At 59.1% G+C, this 17755-nt stretch carries 17 protein-coding genes and 4 pseudogenes; 12 read left to right on the top strand and 9 right to left on the bottom strand.

Annotated features, from left to right (window positions below; genetic code table 11):
- Positions 1–202: 202 nt before the first annotated feature.
- The 3 genes from BFE01S_RS05125 to BFE01S_RS42285 are packed head-to-tail and all read right to left on the bottom strand — an operon-like array spanning position 203 to position 3134.
- Positions 203–1201, bottom strand: a complete 999-nt coding sequence (locus BFE01S_RS05125; RefSeq protein ID WP_028224612.1) for a tyrosine-type recombinase/integrase — start codon at positions 1199–1201, stop codon at positions 203–205.
- Complete coding sequence (locus BFE01S_RS37485) at positions 1198–2154, bottom strand: tyrosine-type recombinase/integrase (RefSeq protein ID WP_042337233.1); 957 nt, start codon at positions 2152–2154, stop codon at positions 1198–1200. Before BFE01S_RS37485 ends, BFE01S_RS05125 begins: the two co-directional genes overlap by 4 nt.
- Positions 2151–3134, bottom strand: coding sequence for a site-specific integrase (locus BFE01S_RS42285; protein ID WP_081923035.1), 984 nt, complete (start codon positions 3132–3134; stop codon positions 2151–2153). The genes BFE01S_RS37485 and BFE01S_RS42285 overlap by 4 nt, the downstream gene beginning before the upstream one ends.
- 213 nt (positions 3135–3347) lie before the next feature.
- On the opposite strand from BFE01S_RS42285, the pseudogene BFE01S_RS46705 reads away from it, so the two are divergent.
- From BFE01S_RS46705 to tnpC, 7 genes and pseudogenes are all read left to right on the top strand, one after another.
- Positions 3348–3598, top strand: a pseudogene (locus BFE01S_RS46705) (hypothetical protein); the annotation flags it as partial.
- Between the two features lie 410 nt (positions 3599–4008).
- Positions 4009–4857, top strand: a complete 849-nt coding sequence (locus BFE01S_RS37475) for a metallophosphoesterase (RefSeq protein ID WP_051743440.1) — start codon at positions 4009–4011, stop codon at positions 4855–4857.
- A gap of 1319 nt (positions 4858–6176) precedes the next feature.
- Positions 6177–6611 carry a response regulator gene (locus tag BFE01S_RS37470; protein ID WP_051743439.1) on the top strand — a complete coding sequence of 145 codons (435 nt, stop codon included), beginning with the start codon at positions 6177–6179 and terminating at the stop codon, positions 6609–6611.
- A 448-nt stretch (positions 6612–7059) separates the two neighbouring features.
- A pseudogene (locus BFE01S_RS45640) lies at positions 7060–7302 on the top strand (SMP-30/gluconolaconase/LRE-like region family protein); the annotation flags it as partial.
- Positions 7303–7379: 77 nt separating this feature from the next.
- Positions 7380–7766 (top strand): IS66-like element accessory protein TnpA, encoded by a 387-nt coding sequence (tnpA, locus tag BFE01S_RS05080; protein WP_028197512.1) that lies wholly within the window; start codon positions 7380–7382, stop codon positions 7764–7766.
- 16 nt (positions 7767–7782) lie between these two features.
- A complete protein-coding gene (tnpB, locus tag BFE01S_RS37465; protein WP_081833121.1) occupies positions 7783–8100 on the top strand; it encodes an IS66 family insertion sequence element accessory protein TnpB in 318 nt (105 codons plus the stop codon).
- A 63-nt stretch (positions 8101–8163) separates the two neighbouring features.
- Positions 8164–9510 (top strand): annotated as a pseudogene (gene tnpC / locus BFE01S_RS37460) (IS66 family transposase); the annotation flags it as partial.
- A gap of 118 nt (positions 9511–9628) precedes the next feature.
- On the opposite strand, the gene BFE01S_RS42670 reads toward tnpC, so the two are convergent.
- Positions 9629–10057: a tyrosine-type recombinase/integrase gene (locus BFE01S_RS42670; RefSeq protein WP_255246792.1), complete on the bottom strand. Its 429-nt coding sequence runs from the start codon at positions 10055–10057 to the stop codon at positions 9629–9631.
- A 188-nt stretch (positions 10058–10245) separates the two neighbouring features.
- Between BFE01S_RS42670 and BFE01S_RS42665 the strand changes: the two genes are divergently transcribed.
- The 5 genes and pseudogenes from BFE01S_RS42665 to BFE01S_RS05050 all read left to right on the top strand — a co-directional run bounded on the left by BFE01S_RS42665 (position 10246) and on the right by BFE01S_RS05050 (position 13456).
- On the top strand, positions 10246–10905 hold the full coding sequence (locus tag BFE01S_RS42665) for a site-specific integrase (RefSeq protein ID WP_051743438.1): 660 nt from the start codon (positions 10246–10248) through the stop codon (positions 10903–10905).
- Between the two features lie 24 nt (positions 10906–10929).
- Positions 10930–11205, top strand: a pseudogene (locus BFE01S_RS46485) (tyrosine-type recombinase/integrase); the annotation flags it as partial.
- Between the two features lie 4 nt (positions 11206–11209).
- Positions 11210–11506 carry a tyrosine-type recombinase/integrase gene (locus tag BFE01S_RS45635; protein ID WP_127837934.1) on the top strand — a complete coding sequence of 99 codons (297 nt, stop codon included), beginning with the start codon at positions 11210–11212 and terminating at the stop codon, positions 11504–11506.
- A complete protein-coding gene (locus BFE01S_RS45630) occupies positions 11503–12450 on the top strand; it encodes a tyrosine-type recombinase/integrase (protein ID WP_028224607.1) in 948 nt (315 codons plus the stop codon). The genes BFE01S_RS45635 and BFE01S_RS45630 overlap by 4 nt, the downstream gene beginning before the upstream one ends.
- A complete protein-coding gene (locus BFE01S_RS05050; protein WP_028224606.1) occupies positions 12443–13456 on the top strand; it encodes a site-specific integrase in 1014 nt (337 codons plus the stop codon). Before BFE01S_RS45630 ends, BFE01S_RS05050 begins: the two co-directional genes overlap by 8 nt.
- Here the strand turns inward: BFE01S_RS05050 and BFE01S_RS37450 are convergent, their stop codons facing one another.
- The 5 genes from BFE01S_RS37450 to BFE01S_RS05030 all read right to left on the bottom strand — a co-directional run bounded on the left by BFE01S_RS37450 (position 13457) and on the right by BFE01S_RS05030 (position 17549).
- The gene (locus BFE01S_RS37450) at positions 13457–14125 is read right to left on the bottom strand and encodes a tyrosine-type recombinase/integrase (RefSeq protein WP_245621031.1); all 669 of its coding nucleotides are present in this window, start codon (positions 14123–14125) and stop codon (positions 13457–13459) included. It lies immediately after the preceding gene.
- Positions 14122–15069, bottom strand: coding sequence for a tyrosine-type recombinase/integrase (locus BFE01S_RS05040; RefSeq protein ID WP_028224605.1), 948 nt, complete (start codon positions 15067–15069; stop codon positions 14122–14124). Before BFE01S_RS05040 ends, BFE01S_RS37450 begins: the two co-directional genes overlap by 4 nt.
- Positions 15066–16298: a site-specific integrase gene (locus BFE01S_RS05035; RefSeq protein WP_028224604.1), complete on the bottom strand. Its 1233-nt coding sequence runs from the start codon at positions 16296–16298 to the stop codon at positions 15066–15068. The genes BFE01S_RS05040 and BFE01S_RS05035 overlap by 4 nt, the downstream gene beginning before the upstream one ends.
- A gap of 169 nt (positions 16299–16467) precedes the next feature.
- Complete coding sequence (locus BFE01S_RS43970; protein WP_028197508.1) at positions 16468–16704, bottom strand: helix-turn-helix domain-containing protein; 237 nt, start codon at positions 16702–16704, stop codon at positions 16468–16470.
- A 266-nt stretch (positions 16705–16970) separates the two neighbouring features.
- A complete protein-coding gene (locus BFE01S_RS05030; RefSeq protein ID WP_028197507.1) occupies positions 16971–17549 on the bottom strand; it encodes a glycine zipper 2TM domain-containing protein in 579 nt (192 codons plus the stop codon).
- Between the last annotated feature and the right edge of the window lie 206 nt (positions 17550–17755).

Here is a 17755-nt window from a genome sequence, read left to right as displayed (position 1 = left end):
TCAGGCGAGCGCAACAGATCCGGAACGCCTTCGCGGATGGATAGGGGTTCAAACTGCTCTGAAACGGCATGATCTTTCCGGTTTATATAACCTAGACGCTTATGATAGGAATTCGCGCTTTTAGATACAGTTCCGGGTTGTACGCAGTTGGTCCGCTGGCGATCCGATGTTTCTGGATTGCCGACGGATCAACTGTAGATAATCAGAGTTGTTGAAGGAAGGCAAGCACGCTGTCGGTGGGCTTGAACCGCAGTGAAGTTGCGTCTGTGGGCGCCAGCTTCTCAAGGGCTCGCTCCTTTGTTGCGAGGTCAGCGTCGATGTAGATGTGCGTGGTCTCGATACTCTCGTGACCGAGCCAGAGGGCGATGATACTGATGTCGACGCCGGCCTGCAGCAAATGTGCCGCGGTCGTGTGCCTCACAACATGCGGAGAAATGCGCTTGTCTGTCAGGCTTGGACAATGCGAACTTGCCCGGCTGATGGCCTGCTGCAGAATGTAGTCGACACCGTTACGCGATAGCTGCCGCCCACGGTGACTGGGAAACGCGATCGGCGAGTGGGTACCCTCCAGTTCATGGAACCATGCCTTCAGGATTTGGGCAGTATTTGACCACAATGGGATGCTCCGCTCCTTGCGGCCTTTCCCCTTCAGGTTAATGAACGTGCTGCTGCCGAACTGAACCTGCGCCTGGTGAAGCGCCGTGATTTCTGAAACACGAGCGCCGGTGTTATACAGCGTCAACAGCAATGCATGATCACGGCGCCCGAGCCATTGGGACCGGTCGGGCGCAGCAAGCACCGCATCAACTTCGGCGCGGCTGAGCGACTGCACAAGCCTTCGATCGGTCCGCTTCGCAGGTATGGCAAGAACGCGTGTTGCCAGCCCAGCCAGCTCGGGATCGCATAGAGCAACCCATCGGAAGAAACTGCGGATTGCCGCAAGCCGGACGTTGCGCGAGCGTGCTGAGTTGTGTCGCGCAAATTCCAGATGATCGAGAAACGACAGAATGATTGGCGCATCCAGCGCGGCCACGCGCAATGACGAAGGCTCGGTGTGGGTTCGATCCCGTACAAACTGGAGCAACATGCGAAACGTGTCCCGGTAACTCGAAACAGTCCGAGGACTGACGTGTTTATGGGCAAGCAGATGCTCGACGAAGAAGCCCTGCAGCAGTGGGCCGATCATGGTGGTGGTCTTCATTTTGCTTCTCCCAGGCTGACGTATTCCCGAAATGCCATCGCCGCGGTCAGCAGGAGCGCTGGCGTCGCGGTTAGGTACCAGTACGTTTCCACGGGACTGACATGTCCCAGGTAGACCGACAGATTTGGTATCCATTGCTGGACTGGCGCCCCCACCAGACTCCATTGGGTCAGTCGCTCGACGGCGAACGTGTGACGGAGGCTGTGGAGGGTTGGTCGCCGCGCGTCGGAAGACGGCAGCATGCCTAGCCGGTGCGCCGTACGTGTAAACCAGGTCGCGAAGAATCCGTAGTCGATCGACGTTCCGATTTCGGACATGAAGAACAGATCCGATAGCCCGGCGTAGCCCAGTTGCTCGCGAAGCCGCACGTAGGCCTTTAACTTCTCCGCTGCCGTCACATGCAGCGGCACGATCCTCGACTTGCCAAACTTGGTCTCGAGAACGAGAATCCGTGGCGGATCAGCGTCGAGTAGCACGTCGTTGATGGTCAACCGAATGGCCTCGCCTGCGCGTATTCCTGTGCTGGCCAACAGGCCGATCATCGACACGTATACGTGCGGCCGCAGCGCGCGACCCGGCCGCATCGCGGCGGCGGCATCCAGAATGCTGACGAGTTCCTGTTGCGTGAAGATGTAGGGCCGGCGCCGGCGCGCTCGAGCAATCAACCCGTCGCCGGGAACCTGTGTTTCCGGGACGCTGGCTCGCAGATAGCAAAGGAATCTTCGGACGGTGGAAAGGCGACTTGCCTGCCCGGCGGGACCTCGAAGGGATGCCGGGCCGCATGCCCAGTCCACCGCAAGTTGAGCGTCAATTGGCCACCGCCCGTCACTAGAGACGGCATACTCGACGAAGTTTCGCAGCAACACCTTTCTGGCTGTATCGTTAAACCCAAGAGCCTCCCGAACAGCAAGATAGGCTTCAAGGTGGTTCTGCAACTCAAGGTGGCCGTTCATGATCTCGCTCCCGGCCACGGTAGTGCCACTTGCACGAGCTTGGCGACGTCGAGCTTGGCGTAGATCGCCGTCGTCGCCAATGACGCGTGCCCCAGCACGTCGGCGATATCCTTGAAGTTCGCCCCTCGGCACACCATCTGGGTTGCTGCCGTGTGGCGGAGCGCGTGCGCAGCGGCCGGGATGCCCACCACGCCTGCTCGGGTCATCGCGCGGCGGACGGTTCTCGATATTACCGAAGAGTCCAGAATCGGCCCGTACGGCTCTTTGGTGCTCAGAAAGATCGTGCGACAGAGGCTGGCAGGACGTTCATGATGAAGATACGCATACAGAGCCTCACCAACATCGCGAGGCAAAGGCAAGCGTCGTTCGCGATGGGACTTCCCGGGGGCAATACCCACGCACCCTTCTGCCCAGTTGATATCATCGAGCGTCAGGTGCCTGACCTCGCAGGCTCGCAATCCCATTCTCGCCAGGATTAGCACGATGGCATGGTTGCGCAGCTCGTGCGGACTACTATCCAATGCTGCCCCGAGCACGCGTTCGGTTTCATCGATAGTGAGATGGACCGGCAGTGATGCGTGTTTCCATTGAGGCATTGAAGGAATTGCGGCTTCTAGCCCAGTGTTCACCACTCCGCAGAAAACAAGATATCTGAGCCAGGCCCGCATCGCAGTACCGGGTTGGTTGCGCGAATGCCCGTGAAGGCGACCGGCCTCCTGTCGAACGAAATTGGTGAATGCCTCCGCCCGCAACGCGGAGCGATCCGGAAAGGCGGCTACACGAAGCTCAGCCAAAAATCGGCGAACGTAGAAACAATATTGGTGCCGGGTCGTTGCTGCGAGTCCAACCACGCGCGACAGATGACGGTCGAAATCGTCGACCCATCGATTCAGTTCGTCGGGTAGCTCTACGCATAGGTTTGCCCTCGCAGATCCTCGAGGCCGGGTCCCGAACCCGTCGGAAGAATTCGTCTTGATCATCAGCTTCTCCTGTCGACCACAATGGCCGATCGGAAAAGCTTGCTCTTTTTATGCGAACCTCCACCGGGTGCTACTGCGCGGAAACCTGCCTCCGTCGGCCGTCGTTACTCTCGAAGAGTGCCCTACTGCGTACAACCCGGAACTGTATCTAAACGCGTTTATGCTCTGCAGAGGATAAGCGCGTATCTTGGCTCAACCTCAAGACGGATGGTCCTGCTGCCCGAAGACACGAAGATTAGATTGTCGAAATATCTGAACCACGTGATCAAGCAGGACCATCGCCACATGAAATCCAGAGCGGATGTGATGCCAGGTTTCAAATGCCTCTGGAGGGCCGCGATCACGAATTCAGGCATTGAGTTGACGCATCGCATCGCAAGGGGCAGTTCAATGGCGCTAAATTCGGTCTGAAGGACGCTGCCGCTTCGGCCGCCTATGGGATGCGGTCCCTGTCTATTCGATAAGGCCTCCTGATTATAAGGCTAATTCGCGACTGGCGTTTTACAAGGTCGGCTGGCGATCAGCCTCCGCGTGACGCGCGTTCATCGGCAGAAGCAACCGGATCAAACCATCGGACGAATACATCTCTGTTTACAAACGGATACTACTGGCGAGCAATTGACACTCGACACTACCTGTGCGGTGGACCACAGTCGCCACGCCGGCAAAAGATCAACATCAGTGGCTGATTGACGCTATCGTCCGCACCTAGCTCGCGAAACAAAGCTCCCGCGACGCGCATGCGCCGCGCACCCGTAAGCAACTCTCTCTGAACGATTGCGCAAAGCCTCGTGCTGCCGCGCTGGAGACTCGGATTGAACATTACGCTCCATCCTGACGACGGTGCAACGAGGACATCCTTACGGCGGCAAAAATGCGGCAGACCTTCCCACCAGTTCGGCGCTTTAAAAAAAATACGTCAGGTCGTGACTTTGTTGTGGGCGATCTGCACGGATGTTTCTCGCAACTGCGAAAGGAACTCGAAGCATGCCAGTTCGATCTCGCCAGGGACAGGCTCTTTGCCGTCGGCGATCTCGTAGACAGAGGGTTCGAATCACCTGCTGTCCTCGATGTGGTGCGTCGGTACGACATCCAGTCGGTGCGCGGCAATCATGAGGAGTCGATCGTGCGCTGGCGTCTTTATGGCGCCAATGACGGCTTCGTTCGGGGCAATGGCGGCAGGTGGCTACTTGATATGGCAGCGGACGGGCAGTCCATTGACGCTATCGTTGCGTACATGGCAGCGCTCCCCTATGCAATCGAAATAGAGACGGACTTTGGTCTGGTCGGAATCGTACATGCGAACGTGCCTCTGCAATCCTGGCCCAGAATGGTTAAGGCAATAATGAAAGAAGATGTTGACGGGAAGATACGGCGCAAGGTCATCTGGGATCGGTCACGATGGCAGTTGCCAGGATCGGACGGCTTCGCGTCGATGCGCTGCGTCGCAGCGCGACTGTTCAGGCGGTTGAAGTCCGGAAGGCTTGATACGTGCGGCAGGGTCGAAGGGGTCACGGCTGTTATCGTAGGACATACGCCTTCACCCCGGCCGGTCGTGAGCCACAATGTCATCAACGTCGACACGGGTGTTGTCTACGGCGGCAACCTTACACTATTGCGCCTCGACGAAATCCCCACCCTGCTGAGCGAGGGCACCCGCGCGGCACCTGCACTCAGCCCGATAGCGCAATACCCGCCGGCCCGCGAATCGGGACAAGTATAGTGCCCTGTCAGGCTCATGCGTCAGCATGACCGACGGGCGCAGGTACGAGTGGGACGCCCAATCCACCGGTGCGGGGTAGTCATTCAATCTGAGATTTTTTGCAGCGAACGCCAAAGCGCCCGGTTGACCCGCCTCATTATCCTGGCGTTCAATGCCCGCGCAAACCTCGTCGGGGCACATTAATGCGCCGCAAGTATTTCAGCTTTCCGGCTAGAAATCCGCGATCGGGAACCCCACTTGCGCTTCCTTAATACGCGCGACGGCCTGTTAACCAGCTGCAAGCCGCCGCGTCAAACGCCAATGCCGCGACGGCCGGTCAGGAAATCGCTCCAGGAGACAGAGCGGACTGCCATAAAACATGGGCGGGCTGATCAGCCAAGCGGCGTATCGGGACGACATTTCTGCATTCAAAGCGGCAGCGAACGCGAGTGCCGTCGCTGTTTTCCGATACAAGATGCCCGTTCGTTTCTTTCGTGCGAAACCAGTACGGCATCCAACAGCAACGCTTCGATGACTTCGGACGCAATGCGCGGCGCATTCGTGGGCGGTAGTGAGAGCCGTGCACACGCCGGAAGGACCCGCACCGAGGTCTACCATCAATTACGGCGCGCCCAAAAAAGGATGGCACACTGGATCCATGAATGCACGATATGGCGGAGGCAACTGACTGGAGATACGCTTGCATTTCTGCCAGTTTCGCGAAACCCGGTCGCGCAAAACGCAATTGCGCGACCAATCATAGCAGGGAATAACGTAGGCACCATGTTGGGCAGAATTTCCTAAAAATCGACTGCTGCTCGTCCGAGCTGCCGGTGGCTGTTGAGGAGATGTTCAATCCGAGTGAACGCCTTACACGCGGAGCATTTTCGAACTTGCTAGTTAAGCAGCCCCAAGTCGCCGAAGCAGAAATTCCCGCGGAGGTCGCTTTGCCTTCGCTTTTTCGCTAACGCATCGTCGGATCGACCGCGATCGATATGCTCGGTCTTATTCCAAACGCCGAGACCGGCCCGGCAGACCTCCGATTGGGTCCAAAGATTTTTACAAGCCTTGTGCCGAGGTTTGCAGGATCGCCCCGGGAAGCATGCGCCCCCTGTCGAACGTGTTAAAAAGTGAACCGCATTGACGCTAGGGCGCCGAACTCGCGAGGTCTTGCCATTGCAGTCGCGCCGTTACAATTCGTTCAGATGTAAACATTTCAACGGAAGCGACAGTCCTTGGTTAAAATTGCAGCATCGGAACGTTTCCCTTGCGTGGGCGCCGCCGGGTGGCATGGCCAATATCTTGCTTAAAGTGGCCCAGTTTGGACTCGCCACACTGACATGAAGCCATCCGAGCCGCACCCACTGATCCTCTTGGCCGACGATGACGAACAGACCGCTGCCGCCTGGACGGCCGTCCTCCGCCTGAACGGGTTTGATGTTGTGTGGGCGCCTGACGGCGCTTCGGCCTGGGCTCTCGCGCGTACCGCTCGCCCGGACCTTTTGCTCACCGACTGGAACATGCCTGGTATAGACGGGCCGGAATTGTGCAGGATATTCCGGGCCGACCCAACTCTGGCTAGTGTGCCTATCGTTCTGGCTTCGTCACTAAGCCTGCCGCCCTCTTCGCCGCCTGTTCTGTCCGATCTGTTTCTTCAGAAGCCCGCAGACGCGACAGCACTGTTAACGGCAGTCTCCGCGCTTGCGATTGTCAAGGGAGTTGCAGATGGATCGAAGGATGACGCCAAACCTCACAATGGAGAAACCGGGGTTTGACCGACCGGTTCGGACGAACGGGAAGAAGTTTGGACCGCTTTTATCCGGATCGGAGAACGAGCGCTTTAATTATGCTGACGGTCTCTCATGCTCTGGCAGCCCTCGGAAAAATGTCAGAGCATTTCGCCGGCACGGACGAAAGTCCGTGCCGTTTTTTTGATGGTCCGAGGTCCCGTTTGCGCACGCACCTTGCGCACCCGGCTCGTCCCGTTAACCGGAAAGTGATGCAGGCCTCCAGCCGTGCTGGCGCCGTCATCAAGGTCAAGTGAGAAATCTCTCAACTCGCGCCGCGGACCGCCGTTAACTCAGACGACATACCTGACCAATTCGACGCGTCACGTCGCAAGTGCTCGAATCGTCAGGGTTCGGACTCCAAGTTTGCCAGGGTTGGCAACACCGGATTATGGACGCCTGTACTGCACGGCGTGCGATCGAAGAAACGTCCCTCATGGTTTTCAAAGGACTCTGTACCGCGTTCATCGCGGTAGTGCTGAGCGCCGCGGCTGCGTCCGTTTGCGAAGCACAATACTCCACTCGGTGGATAGCCAACACGCATGGCACGGCCACGACTCGAGTGGGCAATGTGGCTCGCTCGATGTGGGTGGCACCTGAAGGGGAGATCTATACCGCATCAATGTGGGACGAAGGTGAGGGCGGCATCGCGATCTATCAGAACGGACAGAACATCGGTTGTAAGCGCCTAGCCATCCCATCTTGAGTTGCATGAAAGGTCTTGGGAGCATCGTATCCACTTAAATAGGTGGACACGTGAACACTATCGAAGAAGAAGCGCCAGTTGGCCGTCGTCGACGCCGGCGCTATAGCGTCGAGTTCAAAGCCCAGGTGGTGGCAGCCTGCCAGGGGCCTGGGGTATCGCTCGCGGCCATCGCGTTGCACCACAAGCTGAACGCAAATCTGCTCCGACGTTGGGTGGAACAGGCCGAAGGGAACGAGCGCTTTCTCGTCTCACGTAGCGATGTGGCGGTGCAGTCGGCAGTGGCGCCGGCATTCGTACCGCTCCCGCTCGACACGAAGAACGTGCGCCCGGCTGAGATCCGCGTCGAAGTGCGCCGCGCGGACCAGTCGATAACGGTTAGCTGGCCGACATCAGAGGCCGCACAATGCGCCACCTGGCTGCGAGAGTGGCTCGCGTGATCCGCATTGATGAAGCATGGCTGCAGTCGAACCACTGGACATGCGTGCGGGCTTCGATACGGCACTGGCGCGGGTGATTACGGTGTTCGGCGCGGCGCATCCGCACCATGCTTACCTCTTTGCCAACCGGCGGGCCAATCGCCTGAAGGTGCTGGTTCACGACGGAATCGGGATCTGGCTGGCAGCGCGACGGCTGAACGAGGGACAGTTCGTCTGGCCTCACGCTGGTAGCGAACCAAAGCAACACGCACTCACGCAGGAGCAGCTCGGAGGTCTGGTGGTGGGTCTGCCGTGGCAGCGCATCGGCCCAAACGGTGTGATCCGCGTCGTATGAGGCCAACAGGGACGTAAACTGTCGCGCTTCCACGGTGCCAGGGGTTCTGGCAGACTGGTTTGCATGAACCTGCCTGCCGACCTCAATGCCCTCAGCCCTGAACAGTTGCGCGCGCTCGCCGCGCAGCTGATTGCCCAGGTGCAGGAGAGAGACCGGGAGATTGAGGAGAAGACGCGGGAGGTCGAGGACAACGAACGCGAGCTGCATTACCGACAGACGCGTATCGAGCAGCTGAGCCACGAGATCTCCATCCTCAAGCGCCAGCAGTACGGTCGGCGCAGCGAACAGTTCAGCAGCGAGCAGATGAGCCTGCTGGAAGAAGCGATCGACGCGGATCTGGCCGCCATCGAACTGGAGCTCGAGCAGCTTCAGCCGCAAGCCACCGCCGGCCAGTCACCCCAGCAACCGAAGCGCGCATCACTGCCAGCACAACTGCCGCGCACAGAGATCCACCACGAGCCGGATAGCACCGTATGCCAGTGTGGCTGCGAGCGCGTGCGCATCGGTGAGGACATCAGCGAGAAGCTGGACTACACGCCGGGCGTGTTCACGGTTGAGCGGCATATCCGTGGCAAGTGGGTATGCAAGAACTGCGAAACGCTGATGCAGGCGCCGGTGCCCGCACACGTTATCGACAAGGGCATCCCGACCACGGGGCTGCTGGCCTCGGTGCTGGTTGCCAAATACGCTGACCACCTTCCCCTGTATCGTCAGGAACAGATCTTTGCGCGGGCGGGTCTGGCAATACCGCGATCGACATTGGGTGCGTGGGTCGGCACGTGCGGCGCACAGTTGCAGCCACCGGTCGATGCCCTGCATCAGGAAATCCTGCAGCAGGGTGTGCTGCATGCGGATGAGTCACCGGTACAGATGCTTAGTCCAGGTAAAGGGAAGACACACCGGGCGTACTTGTGGGCGTATACGCCCACGCACTTCAGTGAGCTGCGCGCCGTGGTCTACGACTTCGCCGACAGCCGTGCAGGCGAGCACGCCCGCACCTTCCTTGCCGGCTGGCAGGGCAAGCTGGTGTGCGACGACTACGGCGGATACAAGGCCGGATTCCAGCAGGGCATCACTGAAATCGGATGTGCTGCGCACGCACGGCGCAAGTTCTTCGACCTGCATGCCAATCACAGCAGCCACGTCGCTGGACAGGCCATGCCGTTCTTCGCTGCGCTTTATGATATCGAGCGCGACGCTGCAGTGCTGGATGCCGAAGAGCGGCGCAAACTCCGGCAGAGTCGGGCCAAACCGGTGTGTGACGCACTTTATGAATGGATGGTGGCGCAGCGTAAGCTGGTTTCGGAAGGTTCAGCGATTGCGAAAGCGCTCGACTACAGCCTCAAACGTTGGGAAGCGCTCACGCGCTATCTCGACGACGGACACGTGCCGATAGACAACAACTGGGTTCATGCCGCTAGCGGCATGAACCCAGTTATGCCGACTCCCCGATTATGCCGCGTCATGAATCCATCCACACAACGGTTGGGTGGATCTCTGTTCCCGGCCGCTCGGATTGTCGGCATTATCAGAGAGCCTCCAGGAAGGCAAGCAACGGATCTGGAGGTTTGTAGCGTCTCGGCGCGACACCGCTCGCCGTGGCGTGCGCGAGCGCGCGTTCCTTGAGTTGCATGTCGGCGTGCAAGTAAATCTGAGTCGTCTCGGAGGACTCGTGACCGAGCCAGAGCGCGATCACGGACAGGTCTACGCCGTGATGCAACAGGCTCATCGCGGCCCCGTGTCGAAGCGTGTGGGGAGTTACTGATTTCTCCTTCAGCGAGGGGCACGAGCGGCACGCGATTGCGACGTTGCGCGACACAAGCCGCTGAAGTGCGTCGGCGCTAAGACGGCCACCGCGCGAACTGGGGAAGACCGGATCGTCGGATTCGCCAGGTTGATAGCGTAGCCATGCTTTCATCACCGCGACGACGTCCGGTCGAAGCGGAGTGCATCGCATCTTCCGTTCATGCAAATATTTGCATGAGCGCAACTATGCCGATCTCGGGAATATGCGCAGTTCCGCGCCACGGAGACTCGTTTGCCCTTCTGCGATGGGTTTTCCACGGCGGCCGTCAGTAGTGGACTGCGCATAATAAAAGTGCTTTGCTCAGAAGGCAGTACGGCCTTTTGAGGAGAGTCATCATCATGGACAACGATTTCGCGATACCGCAGCAGACCCGGGCATGGCTGACAGACGGCGTGTTCAAATCCAGCTACCGGGCCTATTCGAACTATTTGATCGGGCGCGGATATTCGGCGTGGAGCGTCCGTAAGTATCTGTGCAGCGTCGCGCACTTTGCGCATTGGCTGCGCAAGCGACGCGTCAAACTCAGTCAGATTGATGAAGCACTGGTACGCCGTTTTCTGGATGAACACTTACCGCGGTGTGACTGCCCTTTGCGCACACCACGAAGCAGGAACCATGTTGGGCCAGCCTTGAATCGTCTGCTTGTCGTGCTTCGCCAGAGAGCCGACATACCACCTCGGCCCGATTTCACGCCCCTTTTGATACAGGAGGAACTCAAGGAATTTGATGCACACCTTGACCGGACTTGCGGGCTGGCCCCGTCTACGAGAACATTGCGCACGCGTATAGTACGGATATTCCTGTCGGAGCGATTCGGTGTGTCGAGAATCGATATGGCACAGGTCAAGCCGGAACATGTCTACGGATTCGTAGTCCGTCACCTCGCGGGATGCAAGCCGAGCACAGGCAAAGTCCTCGGGATCGCGCTACGCAGCTATTTGCGTTTCCGGGGCATGCACGGAGATCACGTCCTGTGCCTTATTGCCGCGATCCCGTAAATCGCCCAGTGGCGGTTCGCATCGTTGCCAGACACGCTATCTGAGGCGGAGCTGGAGCGCTTTCTCAACGCATTCGATCGCCAATCCGCGATCGGCCGCAGAGACTATGCGATGGCCCGGTGTATGGTCGACCTGGGACTGCGCGCCGGCGAAGTGGCCTCGCTCAAGTTGGACGATCTGAACTGGCACGACGGGACCTTGCGGTTATCAGCAGGCAAGGCGCGGCGAACAGACGTGCTTCCATTGCCGACCCGGACCGGACGCGCCATTGCCCAATACCTGACTAGCGGCCGTCCGGCCTCCGATAGCCGGGCGGTATTTTCTGCGGCATGTCGCTCCACTTACCGAACCAATCGGTTCGAGCGTCGTTCGCAACACCGTCCGCGCCGCTCATGCGCGATGCGGCAGCGATGCACGCCTGCGTGGAACTCATGTTCTGCGACACAGCGTAGGGAGCCGGCTGATCCAGGCTGGAGTCCCCATGAAGGAGATCGCCGATATCCTTCGACACCGGTGTCTGGATACGACGGCGATTTACACCACGATCAACATCAAGAGCCTTGCCCGGGTCGCGCTGCCCTGGCCGGGGAGCGCATCATGAAACGCCCAGTCAGGATGGTATCGCTCGCCGAGGACTACCTTGCGTCAAGACGTCGCCTCGGCTTTGACCTGAGGAGCACGGGACGCCGGCTCCTTGACTTTGCCCGCTTCGCCGACCGGGCCGGCCATCAAAGTCCGCTGACCACAGATCTCGCCGTGTCCTGGGCTCGCTCCGGACCACTTCAGGCGCCCATCACCTGGGCACGCCGGATTGAGATCGTTCGCCCGTTCGCAAGATATCTCCAGCAATATGACCCTGCCACGGAGGTTCCTGCGCTTGACCTGTTCGGCCGCTCTCATCGCCGTCTGGCACCGCACATCTATACCGATGAGGAGATCCGGGACCTGCTGGTCGCAGCTGCAACCTTGCCCTCGAAGGAGAAACTGCGGCCCGCCACCTACTCAACCCTGTTCGGGCTGATCGCGTCCACCGGACTGCGGATTTCTGAGGCGCTTAATCTGAGACGCACAGACGCCGACCTGGGTCACGGCCTGATTATGATTCGGCATGCGAAGTATAGTAAGTCACGCGTCGTTCCACTTCATCCAACCGTCGTGCGAGCACTCAGTCGCTACGTAAAGCTACGGGATCACGATTGGCCCGTCACGCTAAGCGATCACTTCTTCATCGTGCACGGAAGCAGCATGAAGATCAGTACGGTCGAGGATGTCTTCGGGTCATTGCGTTCACAGTTGGGATGGGTCGCCCGTGGTGATCATCCGGCTCCACGCATCCACGATCTGAGACACTCGTTTATCTGTCGACGGGTGTTGCTCTGGTACCAGCAAGGGGTGGACGTCGACAACGCGATGGTCATGCTGTCGACTTACGTCGGGCATGCCAAGGTGACCGACACCTACTGCTATCTGACCGGCATCCCCGAACTAATGGCGATTGCGGCCCAGCGCTTTGAGCACTTTGCAGGAGGAGCTTGCCATGTCTAGGCCCAGGCATTCTTCGGCGTCGAACTTCGCGGCGCTGCTACAGGAATTCTTCGTTGAACGGTTGATGCAACAGCGGGCAGTCAGTCCGCAGACGATAGCCAGCTACCGGGATACATTTCGATTGTTCCTCCAGTTCGCTCAGGCGCATCTCCACAAGTCGCCCACCGACCTGGCGTTGACGGACATCGACGTGAAGTTAGTGTTGGCTTTCCTTCGTCATCTGGAAGACGACCGACATAATTGCGCGCGTACCCGGAACGCGCGGCTCGTTGCCCTCCGTTCATTCCTGAAGTACGCGGCACTTAAGGACATTTCTGCACTGGCTGTTATCCAAAGCACTCTGGCCATTCCGATGAAACGCTTCGACAGACCGCTCGTCGGCCACCTGTCGCGTGATGAGATCGAGGCGCTACTCGCCGCGCCTGACCTCAACACCTGGTGCGGGCAGCGGGACCGGGTACTGTTTGCAACTCTTTACAACACTGGCGCACGCGTTTCCGAACTGATCGGTCTGCGGGTGGGCGACGTCGTCCTGGATAAAGCGCCCTGTGCCCATATCCACGGCAAAGGTCGGAAGCGGCGCACCGTACCTCTGTGGCGCTCGACAGCGAGCCTAATCAGAAGCTGGTTGCCACGCATCGGGGCGTCACCCGACCAGATGCTGTTTCCCAATCGCTCGGGCAATCCGATGACGCGCTCGAACGTAACGGATCGGCTCAAGCTCGCCGTGCGGACGGCCACCGGGCAATGTCCCCAACTATCAAGCCATCCCGTTTCTCCGCATGTCATCCGGCATTCGACCGGGACGCATCTGCTGCAATCAGGCGTTGACCTCAGCGTCATTGCGCTGTGGCTCGGACACGAAAGCCCAGCCACGACTCACATGTACGTCGAGGCCGACCTGGCGATGAAGGAGCGCGCGCTCAATACTTTGCAGCCACCTCACAGCAAGATCCCGCGATATCGACCGCCCGATCGCCTGATGCAGTTCCTTGAAAGCCTGTAATTATGCGCAGTTCACACCACGGACCCGCCATGCATAGCCCATCGCAGAGAGACAAACGAGTCTCCGCGGCGCGGAACTGCGCATATTCCCGAGATCGGCATAGTTTCTGCCTTTGCCGAGGCAACGGACGTGGGCGCCTGTACCGAGCACCACATCCTGACGCCTGAGAGAGGTCAATTCGCTATTCCGCAGACCCGTTTGAACCGCTACAAGAAGCAGCGCTCGGTCGCGGTTGCCGATCCATGTTCGTACATCAGGTGCCGCTACTAGCGCTGCGGCCTCGCGCTCGGTTAGAAACTCGACGGGACCATGTTCACAACGTTTGGATGGAATTGCAAGGATACGCTGACACTGCAGAAACAACGCAGGCTCGCTGACCGCGACGAACCGGAAGAAGGCATGCACGGCGGCAAGCCGCGTGTTGCGTGTCCGCACCGAATTGCCTCTGCCGTGTTCGAGGTGCTGTAGGAATTCCTCGATCAACGACACGTCGAAGTCCTCGATTCGCAGCTTTGACGGCGTGAGCCCGATACGCTTCGTGGCAAACGCTAGAAGCAGCCGGAACGTTTCACGGTAACTTGCCACCGTATGCGAACTCAGACCTTGCTGCTCGAGCAGACGCTGGCTAAAAAAACGCTGAACGAGGGATGGGAGACTGGCGGCGCTCACGGCTGTTCTCCTGGACAGTTCTTGTCGAGATAGGCTGCCGCGAGTTCGAGCAACTCAGGAACCGCTTCGATGTACCAGTACGTAAGACCGACGTTGACATGCCCGAGGTAGGCGGCAAGTTTCGGCAATTCCCGACTTACGTCGCGACCGGCACGGTACCACTCGACCAGCCGTCCAGTCGCAAAGCTATGCCGGAAGTCCTGGAGGCGTGGGCCGTAACCATCGCGCCCATCCTCTGTCGCCGATCGCAGACCGACAGCGCGCGACATTCTGACGAACATACTTCGTGCGGTGCCGGCCTTCAATCGCTTGCCGCGCTCACTAACCAGGAACGCCTCGCTCAATCGTAAAGGACAGAGTTGATCGCGTTTCTGGACGTAGTGTTCGAGTGCCACCCGGGTCGAGTCTGCTACAGGAACACACCGCGATTTGCCGAGCTTCGATTCCCGGATGGAGAGTATCCCGCTGACGAGGTCAACGTCGGACCGGTCGAGCCGAAACGCTTCGCCTGGCCTGAGGCCCGTCGCTACAAGAAGCCCTATGAGCGTCGAATAGGTCAGTGCTCGCATGCCGGTTCGGGATCGCAGTCGAGCTGCTCGGGTCATAAGCAGATCAATTTCCTGCTCAGTGTAAATGTGCGGTGCATTGCGCCGTCTGCGGGCACTCAGGAGCCCTGCCGGAGGAATCTGGTTTCGACCGTCAGTGACGTTTATCCATCGGGCGAATCCTCTCACTTGCGAGAGGCGCCGCCCCCAAGTGGCGCGTTCGACGAGTGTGGACGTCATCGCCCAGCGCAGAGCCAGATCGGTAGTAATGAACTCTGCATCTTCATGTTCCAGAAGATCAACGAAATGGCCGAGTGCCAATGCAGGTTCGTAGAATGACGCCCCGAGAGCGCGGCGGACCGCCACGTACCGAGCGAGAGAATCGCGGATCGCAGTCATATTGAACCTCCAGCCGTGGGCCACGAGCGCGCGACCTCGCGCAGGTCCTCAAACGCGACCTTTGCATAGATCGCGGTACTGTCCGTTGAGCGGTGCCGCAAGACCTCGGCTATTTCTGCCATCGAGGCCCCGTGGCGAATCATCGTCGTTGCCAGACCGTGACGGAACAGATGTGCGGCGCCCCGGCACGCGGGGCGGAAACCGGCACGTGCGAAGGCCTGACAAACAATCTTGCCAATCGCCGCCGGCCCCGCCAAACCAACCCGAGGTGCCAATCTGCGAAGGAAGACGCGCCGCGATGCACTTGCTCCGCGACAGTCGCGGAGATATGTTGCGATTGCTTCTCCGACCTCCGATGGCAGGGGGACGTGCTCGACCATTTGCCCCTTGCCATGAACGACGAGTTCCACCGAACGCCAGTGAATGTCGTCGAGTTCGATGGCAACGATTTCTCCGGCACGTAGACCGAGCCGCGCCAACAACAGCAGGATTGCGTAGTCACGGCGCCCAGTCGGAGTCGACCGGTCTGCAGATGCAATGAGAGCTTCTTGCTGCTCAGGCGTGAGGAACGTTGGCACAGTTGATTGTCTCCACTTACGAACCGAAGGCACTGACTCATACAGGTCTCGGGCCGTATCACCGCGCAGAAAGAGGAAATGGCAGAACGAGCGAAGCGCAACTGCCATCAGCCGCGTGTACTCTGCCGATCGGCCTTTTCTGCGGGCAAGAAGATGATTCCGGATCGTTACCGCGTCGAATGCATCTGGCAATAAACTTCCGTCGCCGGCCGAGTGGCTGTCGAGAAAGTCGCGAATGAACGGACCATAGACGAGCAGAGAGTTCTTCGCGAGTCCGCGATCCTGCCTCAGATAGTCCAGGTATCGACCATAGATGTGCGCGATTGCGGATTGGCGGCCCGACGTCGGCGGCCACGCAATGGCTTCGGCACGCAGATAGGCGAGAAACTGCCGTAATGTGGGTCGCGCACGCTGGACGCGGTCTCGTGATTCGCCGATCATGCGCTTCATAAAACGAGCCGCGACAGACTCATCGAGATCAATCAGGTCGATGTTCCTGTTCTTCATCCATCCAGAGAACGCACACAGGACTCTTCGTTTCTTGCGAAGCGATACCTCGGAGTAGTGTGCCGTCCGTAGACGATCAAGAAATGCATTGATGTGATGGGCCGGCAGCCCGCCGGATTCGCTGACTGTGCGTGTCGCATTCATCTGATCTCTCCTGGCCAGCGCGATAGCCAGCCTGAGAAATCATACTTTTATGCCGACACAGCGATCATGAAAGGCCATACCCACCGCCACGCGCATGCATGACGCGGCATAATCGGGGAGTCGGCATAATTGGGTAGAAAACCAGATACGTCCATGGGCAATGGGGCGTTCATTGTGCACCTCCTTCTGAGGCCTCGATAAACATTGGGATTTGTCCTTCCCCATCATTGCGACACGGGCGATGTTTGCGCGATAAGGCCGCTGTAACCGCATCGCTGCGCAGATCGCTCGCACGAATTTGCCAAGGAGCGTCGGGCATCACCTGCTCGGCGGGCAGAACCCGATCGTTGATCAACCGGCGGATCGCGTGACTGGTGACGCCGAGCAGTTTTGCGGCTTCGAACATCGTCAGCCATTCTCCATCCTTCTCAGCCGACTTGTACGCATGGATGTCTCGCACTCGCCGTATGGAACTGACACGGTGCGCAGATTTATATGAGCATGCAATCCTGGCGCGGGCACACGCCAGTCAACGAGTATGCAGACGCGGGCAACTCACAATGCTCCGGGGTCCGTAAATACAGGCCGGCGCTTGCTGCGTCGGAACGACTGCCCAGCCAGTGAAAAAACTCGGCGAAGCACAGGCACCGGCCATACTGGCAAGCAGATCGATCAGGAACGGTCCAGCCGGTTTCCGTCAATCCGCACGCGGTCGCCCGGACGGAGATCGCCGGGTGAGGGCACGTCGAAGGAGCGTGACGATCCGTCATTGAGTTGAACAACGATTCGATACGCGCTCGGGGCCGCATTGCTGTACTGCCGGCCAATCTGATTTCCGGCCACCGCACCGCCGAGCACGCCCACTACGGTCGCCACGTCGCGGCCATGCCCTCCGCCAAACTGGTTGCCGACCACACCACCGACGACCGCGCCGACCACCGTGCCCATTACACTGCCCGGGCTAACCGCATTGGATGTGGCGAGAGGCTGAATTCCCGAAACAACCCCATACTGAAGTCCGTAACCGGAGCTTGCAGGAGGCGCGTTGCCATAGGCGCTTGCGCTATCGACTGGCGGTGGATAGGTTGGCTGCACATACACCGGCTGGGCATATGCGGGTTGCACATAGGCAGGCTGCGCCGGACTCGCACCGTACGGCATGTTTGCGCCAGGAACCACGCATCCACTCAGGGGTAAAACTGCGCACAGCGCGATGTAAAAGATTGGTTTGGCAAATTGAGTGTTGTACATGATGCTCTCGACATCTTGACGCCGCATGTCAGCGGCCAAAGTTGAAGTTCCGCATGGAGTATAAGGATTCGTTGCCGAATATTTTCACTGCGCCGCGTAACAGTGTGTAAGTTGTTCCGCCGCCAACGCTTAAGTCAAACGCATTGCCCTGCTGACTTGTGTAGTTTCTCTGCGACGCGTTCCCGGACGCTTCGCTCGACGGGTGA

The organism is Paraburkholderia ferrariae NBRC 106233, from assembly GCF_000685035.1.
GTDB classification, from domain to species: Bacteria; Pseudomonadota; Gammaproteobacteria; order Burkholderiales; family Burkholderiaceae; genus Paraburkholderia; species Paraburkholderia ferrariae.
Note: the sequence above shows the minus strand (reverse complement) of the source record. Positions and strands in the feature narration are given on the sequence as shown.